This window comes from uncultured Thiohalocapsa sp. (assembly GCF_913062725.1).
In the GTDB taxonomy this organism is placed as follows: Bacteria; Pseudomonadota; Gammaproteobacteria; order Chromatiales; family Chromatiaceae; genus Thiohalocapsa.
Genome location: NZ_CAJXWY010000052.1, coordinates 1 through 21610, shown reverse-complemented (window position 1 = coordinate 21610; position 21610 = coordinate 1). Strand labels below are relative to the sequence as shown.

The 21610-nt window shown below is 66.1% G+C and carries 25 protein-coding genes and 1 tRNA gene; 13 read left to right on the top strand and 13 right to left on the bottom strand.

All coding sequences use genetic code 11. The annotated features are described in order from the left end of the window. Window positions 1-22 precede the first annotated feature (22 nt). From rplM to QZ588_RS13725, 3 genes are all read left to right on the top strand, one after another. Window positions 23-451: a 50S ribosomal protein L13 gene (rplM, locus tag QZ588_RS13735; RefSeq protein WP_295543508.1), complete on the top strand. Its 429-nt coding sequence runs from the start codon at window positions 23-25 to the stop codon at window positions 449-451. 93 nt (window positions 452-544) lie between these two features. Then, a complete protein-coding gene (gene rpsI, locus QZ588_RS13730; protein ID WP_295543507.1) occupies window positions 545-934 on the top strand; it encodes a 30S ribosomal protein S9 in 390 nt (129 codons plus the stop codon). A gap of 155 nt (window positions 935-1089) precedes the next feature. Beyond that, window positions 1090-1163 (top strand) — tRNA-Gln (locus QZ588_RS13725). 236 nt (window positions 1164-1399) lie between these two features. Here the strand turns inward: QZ588_RS13725 and QZ588_RS13720 are convergent. Continuing rightward, window positions 1400-2218 (bottom strand): glycosyltransferase, encoded by an 819-nt coding sequence (locus QZ588_RS13720; RefSeq protein ID WP_295543506.1) that lies wholly within the window; start codon window positions 2216-2218, stop codon window positions 1400-1402. Window positions 2219-2347: 129 nt separating this feature from the next. On the opposite strand from QZ588_RS13720, the gene QZ588_RS13715 reads away from it, so the two are divergent. The 9 genes from QZ588_RS13715 to QZ588_RS13675 all read left to right on the top strand — a co-directional run bounded on the left by QZ588_RS13715 (window position 2348) and on the right by QZ588_RS13675 (window position 11686). Beyond that, complete coding sequence (locus QZ588_RS13715) at window positions 2348-3151, top strand: ABC transporter permease (protein WP_295543505.1); 804 nt, start codon at window positions 2348-2350, stop codon at window positions 3149-3151. Window positions 3152-3238: 87 nt separating this feature from the next. Further along, window positions 3239-4204 (top strand): sulfotransferase, encoded by a 966-nt coding sequence (locus QZ588_RS13710; RefSeq protein WP_295543504.1) that lies wholly within the window; start codon window positions 3239-3241, stop codon window positions 4202-4204. Window positions 4205-4209: 5 nt separating this feature from the next. Then, complete coding sequence (locus QZ588_RS13705) at window positions 4210-4848, top strand: FkbM family methyltransferase (protein WP_295543518.1); 639 nt, start codon at window positions 4210-4212, stop codon at window positions 4846-4848. A gap of 42 nt (window positions 4849-4890) precedes the next feature. Continuing rightward, window positions 4891-5946, top strand: coding sequence for a radical SAM protein (locus tag QZ588_RS13700; RefSeq protein WP_295543503.1), 1056 nt, complete (start codon window positions 4891-4893; stop codon window positions 5944-5946). Then, the gene (locus QZ588_RS13695) at window positions 5943-7172 is read left to right on the top strand and encodes an ABC transporter ATP-binding protein (protein ID WP_295543502.1); all 1230 of its coding nucleotides are present in this window, start codon (window positions 5943-5945) and stop codon (window positions 7170-7172) included. Before QZ588_RS13700 ends, QZ588_RS13695 begins: the two co-directional genes overlap by 4 nt. Then, window positions 7169-9019 carry a methyltransferase domain-containing protein gene (locus QZ588_RS13690; RefSeq protein ID WP_295543501.1) on the top strand — a complete coding sequence of 617 codons (1851 nt, stop codon included), beginning with the start codon at window positions 7169-7171 and terminating at the stop codon, window positions 9017-9019. The genes QZ588_RS13695 and QZ588_RS13690 overlap by 4 nt, the downstream gene beginning before the upstream one ends. Continuing rightward, window positions 9016-9816: a glycosyltransferase gene (locus QZ588_RS13685; protein WP_295543500.1), complete on the top strand. Its 801-nt coding sequence runs from the start codon at window positions 9016-9018 to the stop codon at window positions 9814-9816. The genes QZ588_RS13690 and QZ588_RS13685 overlap by 4 nt, the downstream gene beginning before the upstream one ends. Further along, window positions 9813-10616, top strand: coding sequence for a hypothetical protein (locus QZ588_RS13680; protein ID WP_295543499.1), 804 nt, complete (start codon window positions 9813-9815; stop codon window positions 10614-10616). The genes QZ588_RS13685 and QZ588_RS13680 overlap by 4 nt, the downstream gene beginning before the upstream one ends. Beyond that, a complete protein-coding gene (locus QZ588_RS13675) occupies window positions 10604-11686 on the top strand; it encodes a hypothetical protein (protein ID WP_295543498.1) in 1083 nt (360 codons plus the stop codon). Before QZ588_RS13680 ends, QZ588_RS13675 begins: the two co-directional genes overlap by 13 nt. Window positions 11687-11717: 31 nt before the next feature. Here QZ588_RS13675 and QZ588_RS13670 read toward each other — a convergent pair whose 3' ends face one another. Beyond that, on the bottom strand, window positions 11718-12632 hold the full coding sequence (locus QZ588_RS13670) for a glycosyltransferase family A protein (protein WP_295543497.1): 915 nt from the start codon (window positions 12630-12632) through the stop codon (window positions 11718-11720). 53 nt (window positions 12633-12685) lie between these two features. After that, on the bottom strand, window positions 12686-13837 hold the full coding sequence (locus QZ588_RS13665; protein WP_295543517.1) for a glycosyltransferase family 2 protein: 1152 nt from the start codon (window positions 13835-13837) through the stop codon (window positions 12686-12688). Between QZ588_RS13665 and QZ588_RS13660 the strand changes: the two genes are divergently transcribed. Beyond that, window positions 13836-15068 (top strand): glycosyltransferase family 4 protein, encoded by a 1233-nt coding sequence (locus tag QZ588_RS13660; protein WP_295543496.1) that lies wholly within the window; start codon window positions 13836-13838, stop codon window positions 15066-15068. The genes QZ588_RS13665 and QZ588_RS13660 overlap by 2 nt on opposite strands. Window positions 15069-15085: 17 nt before the next feature. On the opposite strand, the gene QZ588_RS13655 is transcribed toward QZ588_RS13660, so the two are convergent. The 10 genes from QZ588_RS13655 to QZ588_RS13610 all read right to left on the bottom strand — a co-directional run bounded on the left by QZ588_RS13655 (window position 15086) and on the right by QZ588_RS13610 (window position 21391). Further along, window positions 15086-16177: a DUF354 domain-containing protein gene (locus tag QZ588_RS13655; RefSeq protein WP_295543495.1), complete on the bottom strand. Its 1092-nt coding sequence runs from the start codon at window positions 16175-16177 to the stop codon at window positions 15086-15088. Window positions 16178-16304: 127 nt separating this feature from the next. Then, window positions 16305-17567: a tyrosine-type recombinase/integrase gene (locus QZ588_RS13650; protein WP_295543494.1), complete on the bottom strand. Its 1263-nt coding sequence runs from the start codon at window positions 17565-17567 to the stop codon at window positions 16305-16307. A gap of 205 nt (window positions 17568-17772) precedes the next feature. After that, window positions 17773-18150 (bottom strand): HEPN domain-containing protein, encoded by a 378-nt coding sequence (locus QZ588_RS13645; RefSeq protein WP_295543493.1) that lies wholly within the window; start codon window positions 18148-18150, stop codon window positions 17773-17775. 26 nt (window positions 18151-18176) lie between these two features. Beyond that, a complete protein-coding gene (locus QZ588_RS13640) occupies window positions 18177-18530 on the bottom strand; it encodes a nucleotidyltransferase domain-containing protein (protein ID WP_295543492.1) in 354 nt (117 codons plus the stop codon). Window positions 18531-18592: 62 nt separating this feature from the next. Beyond that, entirely contained in the window at window positions 18593-18859 is a 267-nt protein-coding gene (locus QZ588_RS13635; RefSeq protein WP_295543491.1) for a UPF0175 family protein, read from the bottom strand. After that, window positions 18856-19308 carry a hypothetical protein gene (locus QZ588_RS13630; protein WP_295543490.1) on the bottom strand — a complete coding sequence of 151 codons (453 nt, stop codon included), beginning with the start codon at window positions 19306-19308 and terminating at the stop codon, window positions 18856-18858. Before QZ588_RS13630 ends, QZ588_RS13635 begins: the two co-directional genes overlap by 4 nt. Window positions 19309-19465: 157 nt before the next feature. Beyond that, the gene (locus tag QZ588_RS13625; RefSeq protein WP_295543489.1) at window positions 19466-20086 is read right to left on the bottom strand and encodes a ParA family protein; all 621 of its coding nucleotides are present in this window, start codon (window positions 20084-20086) and stop codon (window positions 19466-19468) included. A 349-nt stretch (window positions 20087-20435) separates the two neighbouring features. After that, entirely contained in the window at window positions 20436-20720 is a 285-nt protein-coding gene (locus tag QZ588_RS13620; RefSeq protein WP_295543516.1) for a type II toxin-antitoxin system RelE/ParE family toxin, read from the bottom strand. Window positions 20721-20730: 10 nt separating this feature from the next. Continuing rightward, window positions 20731-21021: a type II toxin-antitoxin system ParD family antitoxin gene (locus QZ588_RS13615; RefSeq protein WP_295543488.1), complete on the bottom strand. Its 291-nt coding sequence runs from the start codon at window positions 21019-21021 to the stop codon at window positions 20731-20733. A gap of 205 nt (window positions 21022-21226) precedes the next feature. Beyond that, entirely contained in the window at window positions 21227-21391 is a 165-nt protein-coding gene (locus QZ588_RS13610; protein ID WP_295543487.1) for a hypothetical protein, read from the bottom strand. Window positions 21392-21610: the final 219 nt, after the last annotated feature.

Below are 21610 nucleotides of genomic sequence, written 5' to 3'. Positions count from 1 at the left end.
GTGATGGACCGGAGTGACGGACATGAGTACAGCGAGCGCAAAACCGGCAGAGGTGCGGCGGACCTGGTATCTGGTCGATGCCGACGGCAAAACGCTGGGCCGCCTGGCCAGCGAGATCGCGAGCCGCCTGCGCGGTAAGCACAAGCCCCAGTACACCCCACACGTGGACACCGGCGACTACCTGGTGGTGGTCAACGCCGAAAAAGTACGGGTGACGGGCAACAAGCGCCAGGACAAAATGTACTATCGCCACACCGGTTGGGTGGGCCATCTGCGCTCCCGCTCGCTGCAGCAGATGCTCGACGAGCACCCCGAGCGGGTGCTCGAGGCCGCCGTCAAAGGCATGCTGCCGCATAACCCGCTGGGTCGCGCCATGTTCAAAAAGCTCAAGGTGTATGCCGGCCCCAACCACCGCCATCAGGCCCAACAGCCACAACCGCTGGAGTTGTGAGGGGTCCATGGGATTGGGCGCGACGGCCCAGCAGCACAGGTCTCCTGACCTGCCACACCCAGCAGATCGCATCAAACAACGGACACCGAAATCATGCCGGAGCATCACTACGCCACCGGGCGCCGCAAGAACGCCTCCGCGCGGGTCTTCTTGAGCGTCGGAAGCGGTCGCATCACCGTCAACAACCGTGACCTGGATCACTTCTTCGGGCGTGAGACCGCCCGCATGGTGGTCAGGCAGGCGCTCGAGGCCGCCGAGCTAGGCGACCGCGTCGACGTACGCGCCACCGTCAGCGGCGGCGGTGCGTCTGGTCAGGCCGGTGCCATCCGCCACGGCATTGCCCGGGCGCTGGTGGACTACGATGAGAATCTGCGCATGCCCATGCGCCGCGCCGGCTTCCTCACCCGCGATGCCCGCGAGGTGGAGCGCAAGAAGGTCGGTTTGCACAAAGCGCGCAAGCGGCCACAATACTCCAAGCGATAGTATCGACTGGCGACGTGCGAGCGCCGATGTGGGAACGCTGCGCAATCCCACGCGTCAGCGACGTCGCCGCCCCGCCGCAATGGCCTGTCGTCATCACTCGGCCATCTCGGGGCCTCGCAGCGCCGACACCTGGCCCGCAACGCAACAGTGACTCCTGGGGGATCGTCTAGCGGCAGGACAGCGGACTCTGACTCCGTTAACCTAGGTTCGAATCCTAGTCCCCCAGCCAAATTCCATCCGGCATCGCCCCCCCCACCCGCGCGCAGCGCGAAAATACGACATTGCGCCGCCGCCGGTCGGCCCCGGCGGACTGAACGCTCGGCGGCGCAGCGGCCTGCCGTACGCCGCGCCAACCGTCCCAACACATGCTGACACGCACTGCGGGATGCCTATCGACGCCGCTCGATGGGCCGTCGCAGTCAATGCTGCGCCTCGTAGTCGAGGGTGCCACCCAAGCCGGGGGAATCATGACAGCCGCCGTGCCACTCGACCAACGACCCGCAGCGCAAGCCGCGCGCCGCGCTGGTGCGACTGGCGCAGCCAGCGTCGCAGCCGCGGCCCCGGCCCATCACCGATGAGCCTCACCCGGCCCGCCCATTTCCGCACCAGCAGTGCCTCATGGCGGGCCTTGCGCGGGTCGCCGACGCGCGTGTCGATGGAGCGGTAGCGGTGGCGCAGGCCGGGCTCGGACGCGAGTCGATGGATGCGGAACCCCCGGGCCTTGGCCTGGAAGCAAAAATCGGTATCCTCGCACCAGAACGGTGAGAAGGCGGTATCGATGTGGACCCGTTGCAGCAGTTGCCGCGGAAACACCTGGCAGAAGCCCGAGACGCAGTCGACGCTGCCGTTGCGGGTGTAGGGCTTTAAGTGGAGCTGGTCGCCGCTGAAGTGGACCCGGTAGCCGGACGCGCCGCAGATGCCAATGCGCGGATGGCGCACCAGCAGCGCGCGCGCCTCGCGGAAGAAGCGAGTCCCCGCAATCTCCACGTCGCTGTCCAGGGATGCCACGATAGCGCCCCGCGCCAGGGCGAACAGGCGCTCACGGCCGCGCGCGACCCCAAGGTTGCGTTCGCTGCCGATCACCCGGACCTTGTCGACGCCGGCCAGTGACAGGACGAGCGCGCGGGTCTCGTCGGTGCTGGCGTTATCGAGGAGGATCAATTCCTCGAACATCGGATCCGGCAGCACCGCGAGCATCGACGCCAGACACCGGCGTGTGCGCTGGTGGTCGTTGTGCGTCAGCATGACCACCGAGATGCGCGCGTCTTGATCGAGCTTCTCCATGTCACGTCATACAGTTTCTGGCCCGCCGGGGAGCGCCCTGTCCGGCAGTCGATCGGCGACGCGCTCGCGCGCGTTCGCGGCCAGGGGCGTGGCCATTGGTGCAGCCATGCGTGCACTTTGGACCCGGCCGTGAGGGAGGGCACCGCCCTGGCCGGGCTGTGGCGCTACCGGGACTTCGTCGCCGCTGAGGTCACCCGGCAGTTTCGGGCAAAGTACCACGGCTCGGCGCTGGGCGTGTCCTGGACGCTGCTGAATCCGCTGGCGACGATCCTGATCTACACATTGGTGTTCTCGCAGTTGATGGGCGCGCGGCTGCCGGCGCTCGACAGCCCCTTCGCCTACGCCATCTATGTCTGCGCCGGGCTCCTGACCTGGGGCCTGCTCCAGGACGTGCTCACCCGCTCGGTCGGGCTCTTCATCGGTTACGCGAATCTGATCAAGAAGGTGGCCTTTCCGACCTCCACGCTGCTTGCCATCGTCGTGCTGACGGCGCTACTGGACTTCGGACTCATCTTCGCGGTGTTGCTGCTGCTGATGGCCATCACCGGCAGCCTGCCGGGCCTGGTGCTCGCGGCGCTCCTGCCGTTGCTCGCGCTGCAGTTCGCGCTGGCGACGGGGCTGGGGCTGCTGGTTGCCGTGTTGAACGTCTTCTTCCGCGACCTCGGGCACATCACGGCCATCGCGCTGCGGCTCTGGTTCTGGCTGACGCCCATCGTCTATCCGGTGACGATTCTGCCGGACTGGGTCCGCTTCTGGGTGCAGAGTTTGAATCCGATGGCCCCATTGGTGGGTGGCTACCAGCGCATCCTGTTGCTTCACCAATGGCCGGAGTGGTCGACCCTCTGGCTGCCCACCGTTGCGGCCGCCATGGCGGTCTTGATGGGCTTGAGCCTATACCGGGCGCGCGCGGGGGAGATGATCGATGAGCTGTAGCTCGCCTCGTCCCGGATTCGCATCGCCGCGGCGCGTTTGCCGTGTCGTTTGCTCAACCGGCGCCGTTCGCCCGGCTGGAGCCGTCTGATGCGGCTGCGGCTGTGGAACCGGGCCACTGACGTCAGAATCCGGCTCCTTCGCCGGCTGCTGGGCGGTCGGTTCGATCCGACGCGGGCGTTCGTCGTGACCTCCGCACCCCGCTCGGGCAGCACCCTGTTAGCGCGCATGCTGACGTCCATGGGCTCGGCGTCCGTGCTGTTCGAACCGCTGAACCTGCGCGACGTGCCCGAGGCGGCGGCCGCCGGATTCGATTGGAGCACCTATCGCGGGCCCGGGACCCGTTGGTCCGACGGGGAGATATTCCTCCGCCGTGTCTTCGAGGGCCGGATCATCAATCCTTGGACCGCCCGCGAGCTGTCATTGTCGAGTGCTGTTCGGGCCCAACGCCTTATCGTAAAGTTCGTCCGTGCAAACCAGTTGCTTCCTTGGCTCTGTGAGCGCTTTCGCTTGCCTGCGCCCATTCTCTTGATCCGGCATCCGTGTGCCGTGGTCGCCTCCCAACTCGGCTACGGCTGGCGCGGTACCCTACGGCCCGACTGCCCCGCGTATCTGGCGCCATACCCCGGTTTCCGGGCGGTGCTCGCGAATACCGGCACCCAAGCGGCCCATCTGGCCGCGTCCTGGTGTCTGGAGTATCTGCCCGCGTTTCTGACGCCGCAGCCTGCGCCCTGGCTCCTATTGACCTATGAAGGGCTGCTGCTCCAGCCACGGGCCGCCTTGACGCGGATCGGGGAGCATTGGGGGGTCCGGTTCGACATGGAGAAAGCAATGGCCACCATGGACCAGCCGTCATCGACCGTCAGCAGCGCGGGAATACGCGGTCTCAACGGCTGGAGGCAGGTGCTCAGTCCGGCGCAGGTGTCCAGCATCCACGCCGTGGTCCAGGGCTTTGGTCTTTGCTTCTACGGCGATGCCGATGGGCCGGATGAGGCGCGCCTGTACGCGCCCGATTTGGCCGCTCGTCTGCACGCTATGGGGAGCGGTCCGAGGTGAAGCTGATGCGTGCCTCTTTGTCAGGATTGCGAGGTTTCAGCCGAGCACTGTTCCGCCCTCGCGATGCGCGTGTGCGGAGGCTTGAGCGAGACCTGCGCGAGGGGCGTATTGCCAAGGACGACTACTACAACGCGCTGACGCACGAGATCATCAAACGTGTCGTGGCCAGGGATTCGGTGTGCGTCGACGTGGGATGCCATTGCGGCACGATCCTGCGCGTCATGAAACGACATGCGCCCCGTGGGCACTTCTTCGCGTTCGAGCCCATACCACAGCTCCATGCGGGGTTGGTGCGGCAGTTCGCGGACGCAAACACCCGAATCTACGACTTGGCGCTGACGGACGGGCGCGGGCAATCGAGCTTCAGCCACGTGGTGTCGAATCCCGGCTACAGCGGTCTGCGGCAGCGCCTGTATGACCGGCCCAACGAGCGAATCGTGCCGCTCAGGGTGCAGACCGACCGGCTCGACGCGGTGTTGCAGCGTGCCGGATCGCCGAGCGTCGACTTCATCACGCAAACCCTGTCGCTGCGTGTCTCCTTGCTGTCGGACTTTCTGCTGGGCGGCCCGCCGCTGAGCGAGGTCCAATTCTGCGAGCATTATCGTCTCGGCAGCGAATACTACTTCGTTGCTCATCCAGAGTGAATCATGCGCTTGATGGACTTACATCGACGGTTTTCGCGAACCTTGAACTACATCCGCTTCGGCGATGAGGTGCGCATCGATGCCGCCTCCCATTGTCAGTTGCGCTGTCCGGTCTGCCAGGAATGGGATCTCAAGGCCCGTGTCGGCGGAGGCTATCTTCGGTTCGAGGATTTTCGCGCCTTCGTCGAGCGTTACGAGAATTTCCGCCGGATCGAGCTATCGAACAACGGTGAGATCTTTCTGAACCCGGATCTGACGAGGATCATCGAATACGCGCACAGCAAGCAGATCGCGCTCCGGGCGGAAAACGGCGTCAACCTGAACCACATTCGGGACGACACGATCGAGGCGCTCGTCCGGTTCGGCTTCAAATCCATCAATGTCTCGATCGACGGCGCCTCGGAGGAGACCTACGCCATCTATCGAAAGCGCGGCTCATTCTCCCGGGTCATTGAGAACGTCAGGAAGATCAACGCGTGCAAGGCGGCCTTCGGGTCACAGGAGCCTCGGCTGAAGTGGCGCTTCATCGTCTTCGGCCACAACGAGCATGAGATTCCCGCGGCCCGACGTATGGCGGAAGGGTTGAATATGGCGTTCGAGCTGCTGCCGAACGTGGAGCCCGGTTATGCGCCGCTGAAGGACCCGGACTTCGTCGCACGCGAGATGGGCTACGCCTCGATGGCGGAGCGCGAGCAAGCTGGCCGTGGTACCGCGGGTGCCGGCTGGTATTGCACGGGGCTCTGGGAGCGGGTGCAGATCAACTGGGACGGGCGCTTGCTCGGCTGCTGCGTCAACACCCAGCCGTTTCAGCATAATGTCTTCGAGGTCGGGCTCGGCAAGGCGATTCGTGCGACTGAGTTTCGGCGTGCGAAGCAGATGCTGGCCGGAAAGGACGTGGGCGAAGCTCCCACAATCTGTTCTGATTGCGGGATCTACCGCGAGCGGGTCGCGCGGAAAGATTTCGTCGACGTCGGGCGGTTTCGCGACGCCCAGTGGAGGCGGCTGCGGGCGAGCGTCGCCGGCGCGCTGGGTCGCCGGCGGTGGATGCGCGCAGTTGGCGCGGCAGCGCGCGGAGTGCCCGACGGTGGCCCAAGGTGACGGGCGCTAGCGCGATCGAGGCGCGGGGGCTCGGCAAGGCCTATCGCGCCTATCCGAGCGCGCGCGCCCGGCTGTCGGAGTGGGTCTTGCCGTGGCGCGGCCCGCGCCATGCGCTGCGCTGGGTGCTGAACGACCTCGATCTCGCCGTCCCGCGCGGTCAAGCGCTCGGCATCGTCGGGCGCAACGGCGCGGGCAAGAGCACGCTGCTCAAGCTGGTCGCGCGGACGCTTCAGCCCACCACCGGCAGCCTGTCGGTGAGCGGCCAGGTCAACGCGGTACTGGAGCTTGGCCTTGGCTTTCATCAAGACCTCACCGGGCGCGAGAACGTCCGCCTCGCTGGGCGTCTCGCCGGGATGGACACCCGCGAGATCGACCGGCTGATCCCTGCCATTGCCGCGTTCGCGGAACTGGGCACGGCGATAGACGCGCCGCTGCGCACCTACTCCACGGGCATGCAGGCACGGCTCGGCTTCAGCCTGGCCACGGCGCGTCGGCCGAACATCCTGATTGTGGACGAGGCCCTGTCGGTGGGCGACGACGCCTTCCAGCACAAGAGCTTTGACCGCATCCGCGCATTCCGCCGGCAGGGTACGACGCTGCTGCTGGTGTCCCACGCCGGGCAGTCGATCATGAGCGTCTGCGACCGGGCTGTGCTGCTGGAGCGGGGACGTCTGATCAAGGACGCGGACCCGGAGACGGTGTTCGACGTCTACAACGCACTGCTGGCCGGTGACGACGAGCAGCAGATTCGCCAAGTCGAGGCCCCTGGGGGCGGTACCATGACGGTCTCCGGCTCCGGGGAGGTGCGCATCGATGACGTGTCCCTGACCGATTGGGGCGGTAGTCCAATTGCCGTTGCCGAGGTCGGCGCGGGCGTGGTGCTGCAGGTCAGGGCACGGGCCAGCGAGGACGTGCCGAGCCTGGTGGTCGGGTTCCTGATCAAGGACCGCTTCGGCCAGCCGATCTACGGTACCAACACGGCGCAGCAGTCGCAGACGGTGGGCGGGCTGCGCGCCGGCGAGTCCGTCACGCTGCGCGCGGCGATGGACCTGCGCATCGGCGCCGGCAGCTATTCCATCGCGGTCGCGCTGCACGCCACCGAGACCCACCTGGAGCGAAGCTTCGACTGGCGTGATCGCGCCCTGTTGTTCAAGGTCGTCAATCCCCGGCACGCGGCCTTCGTCGGTTCCAGCTGGCTGGAGCCCAGACTGGAGATCGAGCGATGAGCGGATCGGGCGGTTTCGACTTTGCCGCGGGCGACGGCTACCCCGGCTTCGAACACCGGTTCCGGGGCTCGCGCGCGTCGGTACGCACACGGCTGGGTGTCTATCTGCCGTTGGTGCAGGCCGCATCGCACCTGGCCGCCGGCAGGCCGCTGCTCGACATCGGCTGCGGGCGCGGCGAGTGGCTGGAGCTGATGCGGGACGCGGGCCTAGTCGCGGGCGGCTGCGATGCGGATGCGGACATGGCAGGCCTAGCCCGCGGGCTCGGCCTCGATGTCGCACAGGGCGACGGCCTCGCGCACCTGCGGAGCCAGGATGCCGGCAGCCGGGCCGGCATCACCGCCTTTCATGTCATCGAGCATCTCGACCTCGGCTCGGCGCAGGCCCTGGTGCGGGAGGCATTCCGGGTGCTGTCGGGCAATGGCGTGCTGATCCTCGAGACGCCGAACCCGGAGAACCTGCGCGTCGCCGGCTGCGACTTCTACACCGACCCCACCCACCACCGTCCGCTGCCGCCGCGCCTCGCCGTCTTCATACTCGAGCAGGCGGGCTTTGCCGCGGCCGAGGTCGTGCGGCTGAATCCGAGCCAGCTGCACGCGCGGCGCCTCGCCGAGGCGGGCACCGACCTGGAGTGCGACCTGGTCCGGGCCCTCCACGGCCCGGAGGACTATGCGATCATCGCTCTGAAGCCGGACGCCGACGGCAAGATCGGGCCTGAGCTGCTGGAGGTCGTGCAGGAGCTGCGGCGCTGGAGCGAGCGCAGCCTGGGGCTGTCGCGCCCGGAGGGCGATGCGGATGCCCTGCAGCGGGTGATCGCCGAGCGCGACGCGGAGCTGCGCGCCGCCGATGCGGCGCTTGCCGAATGCCGCGACCAAATCGCCGGGCTGGAGGAGACGCTGCACCGCGCGCAGCGCGGCGTCACCGAGCGCGACACCGAGCTCGCCAGGCTGCGCGCGAGCCTGTCCTGGCGGGTCACGGCCCCGCTGAGGCTGCTCTGGCGCACGGCGGTGACGCTGAGGGACGCCGCCGGCCTGCCGCGACTCAGGCCCGGCCTGGAGGCGACCATGCGCCGCCTGCTGCCGCGGCGCCTGCCCGCCGCGCCGCTGATCTCCTGCCTCTGTGTCACCCGCAAGCGCCCCAGGCTGCTGGCGCGCAGCATCCGTTGTTTCCAGGCCCAGCGCTGGCCGAAGCGTGAACTGCTGATCGTCTACGAGGACGACGATGCCGCCACGCGCGCCTACTTGCGCACAGTGACTGACCCGATGATCCGGACTATGGAGGTGCCGTCTGCGCCGAAGAAGACGCTGGGCGAGCTGCGCAATCTCGCCATCGCGGCCGCCCGAGGGCGCTGGTTCTGCCAGTGGGACGACGATGATTGGTACCACGCCGATCGCCTTTCGGCGCAGTGGGCGGCGCTGCTCGGGCATCGCACCGACGCCTGTGTGCTGCTGCACTGGCTGGTGTTCGATGGCAGCACCGGCCGCGCCTACATCTCACCGCGCTGGCACTGGGAGGGGAGCATCCTCTGCGATAAGCGTGTGCTCAACGGAAAGCTTCGCTACGCGAGCGTGGAGCGCGCAGAGGATACGCCCTTCGTGCAGGCGCTGATCCAGCGGCGGACCCTGGCGGAGCTGGTGCGCCCGGCGCTCTACATCTATGTCTACCACAGTGCCAATGTGTGGGATTACGACCACTGGCAGCGCCACATCCTGAGCCGCAGCCCGAGGGCCCTGAATGCGGCCGATGCCGCCGAGATCCGCGCTATATTGGACGGGGAGCGCTCGGTTGCCGATGGATCGGCCGCGCTGGATGCGATGCTCAGCCGCATCGGTACGGACTGGCAGGCATGATGATCCCTCGTGTCATCCACCAGACCTGGAAGGACGATCGACTGCCGCCCCAATACGCGACGCTCGCAGACACCTGGCGGCGCGCGCATCCGGAGTGGGCGTGGCGCCTGTGGACGGATGCAGACAACCTGCGCCTCGTGGAACAGGAATTCCCCAGTCTGCTCGGCCTCTATCTGGACTATCCCTATCCCATCCAACGCGTCGATCTCATCCGCTATCTGATCCTGTACCGCTACGGCGGCCTGTACGTCGACCTCGACTTCGAGTGCTTCAAGGACATCACCCCGCTGCTCGACGGCCGCCATTGCGTGTTATCCGAGGAAGCGGCCGTGCACAACGCGGTTCACTGTACACACCGAATCATCAGCAATGCCTTCATGGCAGCGGAGCCCGGACATCTGCTGTTCGCCGCAGTGATGGAGGACCTCCAGCACCACCGCTCCAGGCAGCGGGTGCCGGACCGGATCGTCTTAGATACCACCGGACCGATGATGCTGACACGCGTCGTGGAGCGACTGGGGGCCGATGCGCAGGTGACGGTGCTCAATGCGGCAAACTTGTTTCCGTTGTCCATGGGTGAGGCCGATCGACTGCGGTCGACGGCACCCGGTTCGGCTCCCAATTCGGCCCCCAGTGCCGCGATCCGAGCGAGGCTAAACCAGGCCTATGGTATGCACTGGCACGACGGGTCCTGGTGGCGTCCCAACCCCGGCGCGCCCGTGGTCAGACCGCCGCGCTGGCGACTCGATGGAGTGCGACGTTGGATGGCCGCCATCACGGGCTCTGGGTCGCGATGAGCCGCCGGCCTTACCTGCTGTTCTCGTCCGTCGGGGATAACTATGACCGAGCGGTCGATAGTTGGAACCCCGGTGCCTGGCCGAGACACTCGCGCCGTTTCGACATCGCGCTGGTCTACTACGGCGATAATGCCGGGCGCTTCGCGGCGCTCGCCGCTCGCGCGGATCGGATCTATTGGTCGAAGGGCAGCAAATTCCAGAACCTGCTGCGGCATCTCGACGCGGTCGCGGCACTGGCCTATCGTTACGTCTGGGTGGTGGACGACGACATTGCGCTGAGTCCGGCGCGCATTGAGAAGCTGTTCAAGATCACCGATGACTATGGCCTTGCGGCATCACAGCCAGCGTTCTCGTTCCGAGGCCAGGTCTGCCACCCGGTCACGGGCCTTGGCGGGCGCTGGTCGCTGCTGCGCTATACCAACTTCGTTGAGGTCACCTGCCCGGTGCTGTCGCGTCGATCCTTAGAACAGCTGGTTGAAGTAATCCAGCCGCACATGGACCTGCTCACCTGCTGGGGCATTGATATCCTGTTGACGCATCACGTTTGGGGACCGGATGCCCCATTCGCCGTGATCGATGCGGTGCCCGTGCGCAACCCGTATGGGCGAGAAAAGCGGGGCGGTCGGCGTGAATGCGAGCGCATGGACGACATCGATGCCCTGCGCGATCGTTGGCTCGCCGTGCGGGAGCGCCTGCGTCCGAATCGGCCGCCCGCGGCGGTGCAGCTCGCGCAGTTCGCCACCGTCCAGCGCTGGCCATTTTCCGTCTGGACTCACCGGGGGACGGCTTGTCCAAGCTAAAACATGCGCTGAACATCGGGCTCATGCTCGTGTCGCTGCTCTGTGCCCTCGTGATGGCGGAGTTCGCCTTGCGCGGGATGCTGTTCTCGGACGCCCCGCTCTTCGCCGGCCTACGTGATGCGTCGCTGTTCTCTCATCGGGTGCCGGATCGAGATGGCGACTTCTACGGAGAGGATTACTGGAAGCTGCGCTGGATCTTCGAACACAAGCACAATATCCAGGAACCTCAGCCGCTATTGGGCTGGTGGGGGTTCTTCGACCCGCGGACGCTCGAACACCACGAAAGGGATCAGATCGACGGTCGGCGACCGGTGCTGCTTTATGGGGACTCTTTCGCGCAATGTGTCGAAAGTGAGGAATGCTTCGAGGATATCCTCAACCGCGATCAGGGCTTTGCGCAGGACCACTTCCTACTCAACTATGGAGTCGGGGGGTTCGGTCTTGATCAGATCGCTTTGCTGTTTGATGAAACAGTTGATCGCTTAGACGCCCCTTTCGTCATCTTCAGCCTGCTGACGACCGATCTCGACCGGAGTCTATTGTCGTTTCGCGATGCCCAGAAGCCCTATTTCGTGCTTGAAGGGGATCGGCTGTCACTGCAAGGAACGCCCATCACGCTGTCCACCGCGGACCATGTGGATCGAAATCCGCCGCAAATCAGGTCGTATCTATTGAATTTGCTTCGAAACAGTCTGCTTGGTATGTTCCCGAGGGCTAATCGTGCGGACGCGATCAAGGCCCGAAGCAAGTCTCTGAACGCCAGGATACTCGAGGGCGTGCTCGAAAGACTCCAGGACGAGGAGATCGAGCATGTGATCCTGGTTTTCCATCCTCAGCACCATCGCGCCGACGATTGGCGACTCGTGTTTCTGCGCGAAGCCTGTGAGCGTCATGGTGCCGAGTGTCTGTTCGATGAAGACATGCGCACGGTAGACGTGCGACGCCGAGGTGGCGAGCATGATCCGTTTCGTTATGCGCTACCCAATGACGGACACCCCACCAGCTACGCCAACCATCTGGTCGCGCGCGAGCTTGCGGCCGTCATCGAGGCCGCCGATCAGACGCACTGAGCAGACTGTGCTGGCTACCGATGCTTACCCCTCAGTCGGCGGCGAGCAGCCGCTCGAGGCGCAGCAGCATCCGCAGCAACCGATGTTGCGCCAGCAAGGGGAGCAGCGTGGGGATGGCGGCGCGCGGCGATAGTGGGGCGGCCTGCAACGCCAGGCGAGCGAAGCGACGCGCGGGACGGGGCTGGTCCGCACGCAGGTAGGCCAGGGCGGCCTTCTGGTACTGGTAGGCCCGCGCCCGGTTCGATGCGCCGAGCTGGTCTCGATACTTGCGCAGCAACCGCCGCCGCGCCTGGGCGACGGCGAGGCGAGCGGTGGAGATGCCGGGGCCGGCGTGATAGTGCACCAGCGGTCGATGGATGGGCGCGAAGTCCGCGACCTGCGCGAGGCGCAGCAGCAGGTCCAAGTCCTCCAGCGCCGGGAGGGATGTGTCGAAGCCTCCGACGCGCTTCAACAGGCGCGTCTCGACCAGCACGGACTGGATGCCCAGCCCTTTGGTTTGATAATCGAGCCCGCCCCTGCGGAGGATACGACCCCGTTCGATGGTGGGCGTCGCCATCAGGCGGGTGCGTCCGTCGGGCAGCCGACGCAGCATGTCGCAGTGGATGACCTCGGCGCCGCTCTGCGATTGCATTTCCAGTTGTCGCTCCAGCTTGTCCGGGGTCCAGGCGTCGTCGCTGTCGAGGAAGGCAACGCAACGCCCACGGGCCAGTTTGATGCCGTAGTTGCGTGCTTCGGCTGCCCCGCCATGCGGCACGCGAACGCAGCGAAGGGCCGGATGCCCGGCCAACCGTTGCAACAGTGCGGGGGTTTCGTCCGTGGAACCGTCGTCGATGACGATCGTCTCGTGGTTGCGATAGGTCTGGGCGCGGATGCTGCCGAGGGCGCGCTCGAGGGTCGCGGCGCGGTTGTAGGTCGGGACGATGATGCTGACGGTCGGGATAGGCATGCGCTGGCCGTTGCAGGGAGAGGCGGGCGAGGGCGTCGAGCGTTAGTCTCGCGTCAGCGCTTTGCGGCGTCGTGGTCGTCTGTTGTTGTCGGCTTGGACCACGGGTGGGAGCGCCACGCCGACGTGCGACGCTCCGGCGCCTCTTCGCCGCAGGTTGCGTCGGCCTGGGTTCCGGTCAGTGCCCGAAACACTGCCCGGGATTGCGACCCCTGACCGCGCAGCGCCTGCAGCAACGCCTCCATCAGCAACAAAACGTACACCACGGGCAGGATGCTCGGATTGTGGAGACGGGTGAAACGCAGCCGGCTGTGCCCGAGCTGGTAGCTCGCGCGGGCGCTCCGGCTCGCTCGGGTGCCGGTGCCGGCGCTGGCCCCCTTGCGGTGGTAAACCAGGCTGTCCGCCGCATAGCCGAGCCGCCAGCCCTCGCCGCCGCGCAGCGTCCAGTCCATCTCTTCGTAGTAGAGGAAATAGCCTTCCGGCAGCGGGCCGGCCTGCTCGATGAAGCCTCGGGAGACCAGCATGGACGCGCCGTAGAGGTGGTCCAGCATCCGCTCGACCTGTCGGGCGGGGAGGGCGTGTTGCAGGGGGCGGTCCTTGCCGATGAGGCGGGACAAGGACGCAGCTCGGTAGAATCGCGCACCGCCCTGGCATTGGATGCGCGTTGGCGCGTCATAATGCAGCAGCGTCGAGCCGCAGAGGCCCATGTTCGGTTCATCGAGGCGGCGTAACAGGGCGTCCAGGGCGTCGGCATGGACCACCGTGTCGTTATTCAGCAGCCAGATCGCGCGGCAATCGGGGTGCGCCATCGCATACCGAATTCCGAGGTTGCACCCTGCGCCGAAGCCGCGGTTCTCAGAACCCTGGATCAGGGTAAGACGGGGCGGCTGGTCCTGTCCGTAGGGTTCGTTTTCGCGCAGTAGCCGGTGGCTGATGGGCTTCGGGACCGGCGGATGGCTCAAGCTGCGCAGCGGGCCGTCGGCGGGGAGGGCGTCGAGTCCGCCCCGCGCCCAGGCGATGATCCGCTCTACGGACCCATCGGTGGAGCCGTTGTCGCAGACGACCACCCGTGCCGCGAGTGTGTGCAGGCGGGACAGGCTCTCCAGGCAGGTCAGGGTGTGCGCCCACGCATTCCAGTTCACGATAACAACGTAGACCGATGCCGGGTGTGAGCATGGGGAGTCGCTGCCGGGAGCCGTTTCGAGCATGTCCACCAAGATCCTATCGTTGAGCGCCTTCGATATTTGCCCGCCGCGCTCGGGCGGCGCGCTCCGCACGACCGCCATCAATCGGGGGCTTGGCGAGCTCGGCTGGGAGGTGACGCAGTACGTCGCCTTTCCGTCATTGTCGCAGCGGTTCCTACACGCGTCGGGGCCATCCCGATCTCCGGGTTCGGGATGGCAGGAGCAGCACGCCCGCGGCGTCGCCCTGAAGCCCCTCGCCTGGTTGCTGAATCACTTGAGGCTGCCGCCGCTCGCAGCGGATCTCGGCCCTCGCGGGCTCCTGCTGGAGCCGGCCCTGCGCGCCCTGCTGGACGAGGCCGATGTGGTCATCGCCGAGCATCCTTGGTTGTTCCGCGCCCTGTATGGCGCCGGCGGCCGAAAGGAGACGCGCTGGGTACTCGATGCACACAATATCGAATATCCGCTCTATGCCGCACGCGCCGCCGGGCCAATCGGGCGACGCGCTGCCAGCCGCCTCCGGGATCTGGAAGCCTTCGCGTTCCGCCAGGCCGACCTTGCGTTGGTGGTCTGTGACCAGGATGCGGCCGCCGCCCGAGACCACTACGCCGTGCCAGCCGAGCGGTTGTGGGTTGCACCCAACGGCGTGGATTGTACGGCGTTGCAGCCGGTGACCGAGGCCGAGCGGCAAGCGCGTAAACGGGCCTTGGGATTGGAGGATGGACCAGTGGCGCTCTTCGTCGGCGCCGATTGGCCGCCGAACGTCGAGGCCGCCCGAGAGATACTGCGGCTGGCCGCAGAGCTGGCCGACACGCCGTTGCAGTTCGTGATCGCCGGAGCCGTTGGACAAGCCCTGCAGTTGGATGCGACGCTGGCGACCGTTCGGGTGACCGGCCCAGTGGACGACATCCGGCCATGGCTGGAGGCGGCGGATTTGGCACTCAATCCAATGCGCTCGGGCGGCGGCTCCAACATCAAGCTGTTGGAATACCTCGCCTTCGGATTGCCCACCATTTCGACGCCCTTCGGTGCGCGTGGCCTCGATCTTGTTGCCGGGGAGCAGGTCATGATTGTGCCGCTGGAGGGGTTTGGTCCCCTGCTGTGTGCGGCTGCGGATCCACGGCAGCGTGCGGCCTGGGCACGATTAGGTCGAACGGGGCGCAGCGCGGTGGAGGCCCGTTTCGATTGGGGCCAGATCCTTGCGGGGGTTGATGCGGCGTTGGCGCGTTGCCTCGCAAGTCGATGCCTCGGGCGGTGACCACGGTGGTGCGCGGGTCAGATTCGCGATCTGCCACTTTGGCTCGATGCCAGACGGTCCAGGGTGTCGATTTGATGAGGCAGAGGATTGATCTTCTCGGCCATCAGTCGCGCGTGGGCTGCACGGAAGGCGGCCTTGGGTCGATCTCCACGCAAGATCGCCACGGCGGTTTCCAGTGCGTCGCGAGTCGCGTTGGCCGAGAAGCGGAAGCACAAGCCGTAGCGCTCGGACAACTCGTCGGTGTAGCCGCGCCCACGGTCGTCGATATAGATGGCCGGGACGCCGAGCACCGCCGCCTCGGCACACATGGTGGCGCTATCGGCAACCAGTAGCTCGGAGAAGGCGATCAGGTGGTGCAGCGCGTCCACCGGGACCGGGCTGCTCATGGCCGCCAGGTCCGGCGGCAGTTGCGACTCGGCGCTGATCAGGACGTCCGCCCATCTGCCCAGGCCTGCGATCAAGTCCCGCTTGGCGGTATCCGACAGTCCCTCGACGCCGAAGTCGTGGGAGGCGTTGTTTTCGACGAATCGAACCAGCACTCGTCGTCGTTCGGGGACGATATCGAGATCACGCAATACTCCGGGGTCTGCCTCGAACTGGTCAGGATGCAGGTACGCGAGCGGGTGGTAACTCGGATAGAGCCTGTGCTTGCTCCCGACCCGTCCCCGATAGCAGTCCGGTGAATGCACCTCGGTCACCGCAGGCAGATACAGCAAGCGGTTCAACCGGTGGATCTCGGTGTCGTCGAAGACCACGGAAGGAACACCCAGCCAGCGGCCGACATGCGCCGCGCTCGGGCTGTTGTTGGCGATGACGACGTCGGGCGCGAAGTCCCGCGCCGCGCGCAGCAAACGCCCGTCCCGCAATGCCAACTCCAGCATCAGGCCGCCCAAGCCGCAGCCTTTGCGGGTGATGGCCCGATGCTCGATACCGAAGGCTTGCAGCAGCGGAATCGTGAGGTCCTTGTACCGGCTGGTCACCAGGACCGCATCGCCGCGCTTCTGCTGGAAATCGATGAGATGGCGGAAGAAGTGCACATCGGCTGGATGCACGATGTCGTACAGGAACTTTAGGGGCCGGCCCAGGGCTGCTTTGCATCGGAACGACATAACCGCGGCATCATAGCCGACCCTGGCGCCGCTCTCACTTCAGCTGTCTCGTGCTGGACACGCCCGGCATGCGAGAGTTGCAGCTGACAGACGCTTCGACCGGCATCGCCAACACCTTTGAGGAAATTCAGGCCCCGTCGGGGTAGACCCAACACTCGTGACATTCGATCTCCCGCAGTGCCTCCACGTGCTCGTCGAATGCGTCGTTCCAGACGCGGCCGAGCTCGGCTTCCCAGTACGCCCGAGCATAGTGGCGCGGCATCTGCGAGCCGTGCGACCAGCCGAAAAACACCCGCAACTTCGACAGCGCCTCTTCTTCACCGACGCCATGCTTGCGCAAGGCGTTGAGCCGGGTCACGACGCAGGTGTGGCGCAAATCGTGAGCGGTGAACTTGGCATGCTCGATCCCGCGCTGATCGACCAGCAGGTCTCGGGCCGACCGGGAAAGTGCGGCATCGGCGCGTGCCATGATGTGCTCCAGCATCCGTTTCGAGAGCGGACGGCCGCGATTGCTCACGAACAAGGCGTGGGTGCCGCAATGCGCGCGCCGACATGCCGACGCAAAGTCCCCTACCAGCGTCGCGACCCGATCGGTCACCGGGATCTGGCGCAGCGCATACGCGTTCTTCAAAGACGGTGCCAGCGCCCGCGGATCGATCTCGGTCTGCTCCTCGAACAGGTTGCGCACCGTCATCCAGTGGCGATCCCGAATGAGGCTTGGGTCGTGTTGGGAGCGCACGCAGTTCACGGGCAGCAGCAGGGCCTCGCCGGCGCGAAGGCCGCAGTGCAGCAGCACAAGAAACAGCGTGTAGTTGCGCAATCGCTCGGTCCGGCTCTTGAACGGGTTGCGCTCGCCCTCCGGGTCGAAGATCGCGTAGAGGTCCTGAAGCACGCCGCTCGGGAGCGCACGAAGGGTTTGCTCACGTGCGGCCGGCGCAAATGTCATCTGCTGGACGCGCCGCTCCAAGTCTTGCAGCCGGTGACGGACATCCTCGACCTCCTGCAGCGACCCTCGGGCAGCGGCGACGTTGCGCAGGGTGCTCAGCACGAACCGGCTCGCGGCATGCCAACGGCCGCTGACGGCGCGTTGCTCGATCGCGGCCAGGTTCTGCTCGCGGAGCAGGAACGCTTCGAGCGCGCAGGAGACCGCATCGGTATCGAGCCTGGCTAGGAGTTGGTCGAGCACGTCGGCGCCGTGCATCTCTTCGACATGCAGGTAAAAGGCATCGATGCCGGCGAGCACAGTTCGACGCGAGCTCTCGGCCAGGGCCGACATCTGAGTCAGCTCGTGGATCGTCGCCCAGAAGCGCGGAACGCCACTGGCACCGACAACCGTACAGCGTCGCAGCGCCGGCGGCACGAGAGCATCGCGGAGATGGAGGATGGACAAGCGTTGAGCGGAAACCTCGCGAGAGCGGAAATTGCGCAATACCGTACGCTAGGGTACCCGCGCTGGTGCGTCAGCACAGCAGGTTCGGCCAGGTTGCGCACCATTATCCAGATGTCGACTTGTGCGTATAATCCTTGTTATGTAAAGTCGCGCTGCCTGGAAAGCAGGCGGTGGAGGCAGGCCGGACTTCACATAACCTGTCGCGTCAAACATCCGGATCAGTAGCGGCCCCCTTCAGATAGTCGCGCACCGCGCGGACGAAGGCTTCGGCCTGAGACAGCAACTCCCTGGCATCCTGCGGCTCCACCGCGCCGCCCGTATAGTCGGCGAGCAGTCGGATCTCTTCCGCTCGATTGAGCATCCGCCCCAGTTCCTTCGGCAAGCGCCCGGTTTTGATCAGCCGCAGACCAAAGGCCGCGATGAGCCCGTTGTGGGTGCGCGTGGCCTCGGGTTCGGCCTCGCTCGCGAGCGCGGCACGCGCTGCATCGAACATGGCGTAGTAGGCGCGGTTGCAGGCGCCGTCCGCATCGCCGGCATCAAGCAACAGCCGTGCTGACGCCAACGCCCGAGCGGCCTTTTGCATCAGCTGTGTCGCGTGCTGTGATTGGGTCACAGCCGCAGGCCCTCGCGGGCGATGTTCTTCAGCAGTGCGGGATTGGCGTATTGGTCCGGGTTCGCCCACTCGTCTTCCCAGATGGGAAGCGGTTGGATGCGAACGCCGGTCTCAAGCAAGACGTCGAAGGCATCGTCTGCCATGGCCAGCTTGGTTGGCAGCAGGCGCTGGTGGCTTCCGCGGAGCAGCACGGCAACATCGGCGTCGCTATGCCGCGCGTGATCACCGCGTGCGCGACTGCCGAAGAGCAGCAGTTCCGCCACGTCGTACTTGGCCCCGATCCTCTCGGCGAACATGCGCAAGGCAGCCATGGTCGCGGCGTCAGGTGGCGTGTGGGCTGCTAGGGTCATGGCGGGTTTTATCGGGTCCAAGGCGGCAGACGACGAGGCATGTTCCCAGGGTCCGAGGCCGATTAGCTGGTCGATGGGCCGCGATCCATGGACTCTTCGATCCACTCGGCGGCGGTGACCTGGAACGGGCTCACCCCGCAGCGACCCAAGGCTTCGACGAAGGCCAGCCGCGACAGGCCCGCAAGCTCCGCGGCCCGCTCCTGGCTCAGCTCCCTTTTCGCGTACCACTGAACGGCCGCGGCGATGCGCATCTCACGTGCGAAGGACTCCGGGTCTTTATGCAGCGACGCGAGCGAGCCCTCGGGGATGTCGACCGTGATTTGAATCATGACAACGCTGCTCCAACGGGGCCGGTGTCCCAGACCGGCTGGGGTGGCGGATCAGCAATGGCGACAGCCAGGACACGCTTGCCGCTGCGGATGCTGAGCAGCGCTGTTGCCCGCAACCTGCGCAGCGTGATCTGGCCGTATGCCGCCCGCAAGGCTTCCAACTCCTGCTGCGCCGCCGGCGAGGACGGTCCGTCGGTGCTGAGCTCGACCATCCGCGCCTGGTCCTCCTCGGACATCATGGCGTCCGCGGCTTCCATGAGCCGAGCGTCGTCCCACCAGGTCATGTCGACCAGCTCGGTGCGCATGTCCTCGGGCACATCGTCCAGCGATGGCACCACGCCGTCGAGCATCGCGGTGAGCACTTCCTCAAGCGGCCGGTGCACGGCGCGCGCCGCGCCGCCGACGCGTTCGGCGAGGGCGTCGGGCAGGTTGATCGTGATGGTCGTCATCTGCGGCTCCCGTGGTCTGGCACTCGCCAGGGCTTCATTGGTCCGATGATAGCGGAGCCGAACCCGATCGTCGCAATGGTGCGCCGAACGAGGCACCTGACAAGACATCAGACATGGCCTTCCGCTAGTTTTCGTTCCGTTGATCGCGGAACCCCCATCAAGCGTCCGCGCTGAATAAGGGGCGAAGATGCGGCGAGATCTCCATCAGCAGTGTTCTGATCAACGGCGGCGGCAGCCCATCCGCGAACAGTGCCGGCCAAGCCGCGTCGGCCGGAATCGCAATCGCGCTCACATTGAACCCCAGTTCGGCAGCCCCCGCTTGAAATGGGCGGAGGTCCTCGTCCCGCACTTGGTTAAAAATCACGGTGGCGCGAGGTGCGCCACCCCTCGCCCGAAGATCGTCAAGCAGGACTGCAACTCGCTCCAGCGCCCAGATGTCCGGCCAAGCCGGCCGGGTCGGGATCAACAGTAGGTCGCCTGCGGAGATGATGTCGAGCGTATGCTCACCGATCATCGGCGGACAGTCGATCAACACATCGTCGAAACCTGCGCCGAGACCCGGTTCATCGACGCCGATACGGCGGGCCAGGCCGAGGCCGCTGTCGCAGCGCACTTGCACGCCGAGCCCGTCGGCATATCGCTCCCCCCAAGCCGCAGCGCTGGCCTGGGGATCAAGATCGAGCAGCAACACACGCCGCCCGAGGCCAGCAAGAGCAGCGGCACAACCGACGGCAAGCGTCGTCTTGCCGGTGCCGCCCTTCTGGTGCCATAGCAGCACTGGGCGCGGCCCAGGCTGCCGCTGTCCCATCTCTGGGGCTCACCCACGATGATCGCTCCTGGTTACGTCCACTCGGTGTCTCATGTTCGCGCGTCGCGCTTGGCCCGTCCGGTCGCATCTACCCTGATGTGGACCCCATGAGCTGGACACCCGGAAGGCGAAGAATCGGGCTTCCGAGGGAGGCCGGATGCGGCGCAAGCAGACATTTCTACTCTGCATAAACCGGACGTCACTCTATTGCGCCTACACTGGTGCGCACCAAAATTTGGCCGTCTGCGCCGCTGGCGTCGGGGACCTGCTCGCGGTCGTCAGCGCCGCGGCCTGACGAGTGTCAGCGGCAGGCCGCAGGTCATGGCTCGCCGAATCGCAGCGCCCGCACGTCGCGAGCACCGTGCACGACGCGCACGATGATGACGTCGGTGTCGGTGAAGCGGTAGTACAGCGCGTAGTCGCGATGGAAGTGGACGCGTAGGCCCGCGGCCAGTTGATCCCGACGTGGTCCGATCTCCGGGTGGTCCTGGACGGTCTCGAAGCGCGCCTCGATCTCCCGGACCAGCTTCGATGCCGCCGTGCGGTTGTCGGCGGCGATGAAACTCCAGATCTCGATCAGGTCCTGCTCGGCGCTCTCGGTCAGTCGGAGCCTGTCATTCGGACGGGCTTGGGCGGCGCTGCAATCGCTCTTCTCCCCGTCGAATGATGCGCTCGGCGTCGAAGTCGCGCACGCGCCCGGCCTCGATGTCGTCGAGGCCCTCCTGGACCGCCGCACGCAGGTCGGCGAGCTCTTGTGCTTGCAGTGCGCGCTTGTGGCGCCAGTCGCGCAGGGCCTCGCGGATGATCTCGCTGCTGGAGGCGTACTCGCCCGCCTCGACGGCGCCGCGCAAGGTCTGGGCCATCTCGGGGGTGAGGGTGATGGTGATGCGTTCCATGGTGTTCATGGGTATGAACATATCATACTTGTTCCCCGATGCACGCCCGTTGGAAGGGCGATGTAGGGGAAGGTCCGCCCGTGGGTTGGCTGCCCAGCGGCGCCGAATCGCGGCGGCCTCGTCGCGAAGACAATAGGAAAAAAGAGGGGCAATGAGGCAGTCCGAGGCTGTGGTTGCGGCGATGAATCGGTAGCCTCGCCTGTCCCGGACAGGATCACCGCATATCGCCGTCGGCGGCGTCAGCGGCAGCGTGCCGGATCGGCAGAACGTTCTCGGGCAGCGCGCCCATCTGGCCGAGGCTCTCCAGGGCCAGCGGGTGGTGGGCGAAGAATCGCAGCCAGGCGCGGGTGCCGCCCAGCTCACCGACGGCGCTCAGCATGGCGCGATGCGAGGCGACCAGCAGCTGGTTGCGCCCTTCGACCTCTTCCAGGCGCTGGCGCAGGCGGGCGAGGGCGATGCTCTCGTGGGGTCCGGCTTTGCCGCGATGAGTGTCGGGGGTCAGAGGGTCAGAGGGTCAGGGGTCACATGTAACGGCAGCCTTCTCGTCGCGCTTGACCGCGCGGCTCACCGTCATCCGGCTGACGCCGAGGTAACCGGC

Bases quoted from the DNA above. Each gene is read 5' to 3' on its own strand.
- rplM (WP_295543508.1), top strand. From the start codon at position 23: ATGAGTACAGCGAGCGCAAAACCGGCAGAGGTGCGGCGGACCTGGTAT.
- rpsI (WP_295543507.1), top strand. From the start codon at position 545: ATGCCGGAGCATCACTACGCCACCGGGCGCCGCAAGAACGCCTCCGCG.
- QZ588_RS13720 (WP_295543506.1), bottom strand. From the start codon at position 2,218: ATGGAGAAGCTCGATCAAGACGCGCGCATCTCGGTGGTCATGCTGACG.
- QZ588_RS13710 (WP_295543504.1), top strand. From the start codon at position 3,239: ATGCGGCTGCGGCTGTGGAACCGGGCCACTGACGTCAGAATCCGGCTC.
- QZ588_RS13705 (WP_295543518.1), top strand. From the start codon at position 4,210: ATGCGTGCCTCTTTGTCAGGATTGCGAGGTTTCAGCCGAGCACTGTTC.
- QZ588_RS13690 (WP_295543501.1), top strand. From the start codon at position 7,169: ATGAGCGGATCGGGCGGTTTCGACTTTGCCGCGGGCGACGGCTACCCC.
- QZ588_RS13685 (WP_295543500.1), top strand. From the start codon at position 9,016: ATGATGATCCCTCGTGTCATCCACCAGACCTGGAAGGACGATCGACTG.
- QZ588_RS13680 (WP_295543499.1), top strand. From the start codon at position 9,813: ATGAGCCGCCGGCCTTACCTGCTGTTCTCGTCCGTCGGGGATAACTAT.
- QZ588_RS13670 (WP_295543497.1), bottom strand. From the start codon at position 12,632: ATGCCTATCCCGACCGTCAGCATCATCGTCCCGACCTACAACCGCGCC.
- QZ588_RS13660 (WP_295543496.1), top strand. From the start codon at position 13,836: ATGTCCACCAAGATCCTATCGTTGAGCGCCTTCGATATTTGCCCGCCG.
- QZ588_RS13665 (WP_295543517.1), bottom strand. From the start codon at position 13,837: ATGCTCGAAACGGCTCCCGGCAGCGACTCCCCATGCTCACACCCGGCA.
- QZ588_RS13655 (WP_295543495.1), bottom strand. From the start codon at position 16,177: ATGTCGTTCCGATGCAAAGCAGCCCTGGGCCGGCCCCTAAAGTTCCTG.
- QZ588_RS13645 (WP_295543493.1), bottom strand. From the start codon at position 18,150: ATGCAAAAGGCCGCTCGGGCGTTGGCGTCAGCACGGCTGTTGCTTGAT.
- QZ588_RS13640 (WP_295543492.1), bottom strand. From the start codon at position 18,530: ATGACCCTAGCAGCCCACACGCCACCTGACGCCGCGACCATGGCTGCC.
- QZ588_RS13635 (WP_295543491.1), bottom strand. From the start codon at position 18,859: ATGATTCAAATCACGGTCGACATCCCCGAGGGCTCGCTCGCGTCGCTG.
- QZ588_RS13630 (WP_295543490.1), bottom strand. From the start codon at position 19,308: ATGACGACCATCACGATCAACCTGCCCGACGCCCTCGCCGAACGCGTC.
- QZ588_RS13615 (WP_295543488.1), bottom strand. From the start codon at position 21,021: ATGAACACCATGGAACGCATCACCATCACCCTCACCCCCGAGATGGCC.
- QZ588_RS13610 (WP_295543487.1), bottom strand. From the start codon at position 21,391: ATGCTGAGCGCCGTCGGTGAGCTGGGCGGCACCCGCGCCTGGCTGCGA.